Source organism: Cupriavidus sp. HPC(L) (assembly GCF_000307735.3).
Taxonomy (GTDB): Bacteria; Pseudomonadota; Gammaproteobacteria; order Burkholderiales; family Burkholderiaceae; genus Cupriavidus.
In genome coordinates, this window is sequence record NZ_AMPR02000419.1 from 1 (window position 1) to 1,000 (window position 1,000).

Annotated in this window: 2 protein-coding genes; both read left to right on the forward strand. The window is 73.0% G+C overall.

The window, feature by feature from the left end:
• On the forward strand, positions 1-653 hold a 653-nt coding region (locus B551_RS18695), incomplete at its 5' end, for a polysaccharide deacetylase family protein (RefSeq protein ID WP_043441385.1).
• Positions 650-1,000, forward strand: a 351-nt coding sequence (locus tag B551_RS18700) for a methionine biosynthesis protein MetW (protein ID WP_023264779.1), incomplete at its 3' end; no start/stop codon positions are given. The genes B551_RS18695 and B551_RS18700, both read left to right, overlap by 4 nt.

A 1,000-nucleotide genomic window follows, 5' to 3' on the forward strand; every position in this document is an offset into this window, starting at 1 on the left:
GGCTGTGGCCGCGCAGCACGCTGCTGGGACCGAACCTGCTGCGGCTGCCGCCCAGCGCCGGCCACAGCATCGCGCTGACCTTCGACGACGGTCCCAATCCCGAGGTCACGCCGGCCGTGCTGGACCTGCTCGATGCGCACGGCGCCCGCGCCACCTTCTTCTGCATCGGCGAACGCGCGCTGCGCCATCCCGAGCTGGTGGCCGACATCGTGCGCCGCGGCCATGCGATCGAAAACCATACCCAGCACCACTGGCTGCACTTCTCGACGTTCGGTCCGGGCCGCATCACGCGCGAGGTCGGCGACGCGCAGCGTTTGCTGACCGAACTGACCGGGCAGGTGCCGCGCTTTTTCCGCGCGCCAGCGGGCCTGCGCAATCCGCTGCTGGAGCCCGCGCTGTGCCGGCATGGGCTGCGGCTCGCCAGCTGGACGCGGCGCGGCTTCGATACCTTCCGCGGCGGCGATCCGGACAAGGTCGAGGCGCGGCTGCTGAAGGACCTGGCCGCGCGCGACATCCTGCTGATGCATGACGGCAACCCGGGCACCGACCGTGCCGGCACGCCGATGATCCTGGTCGTGCTGCCGCGCGTGCTGCGCGCCATCGACCGGGCGGGCTTGCGCTACGTGACGCTGCGCGAGGCGGTGCCGGCATGACGCGCTGGACCGATGCCGCCGGCCAGGCCGGCGAGGCGTTGATCGCGCGGGCCAGCGCGCGCTACCGGGCGGCCGATCCCTTTGCCCTGCATTTCGCCCGCTTCAAGCTGCGCAACGATCCGGTCTTCGCGATCGCGCTGGCGCAGGGCCTGATCCCCGACGGCGCGCGCATTCTCGATATCGGCTGCGGCCAGGGGCTGCTGGCGAGCTGGCTGCTGGCGGCGACGCAATGCCACCCGGACAGCTGGCCGCAGGGCTGGCCGGCACCGCCGGTGCCGCGCTCCTATCTGGGCATCGAACTGACCCCGGCCGACGCCGAACGCGCGCGCGCCGCGCTGGCCGAGCCG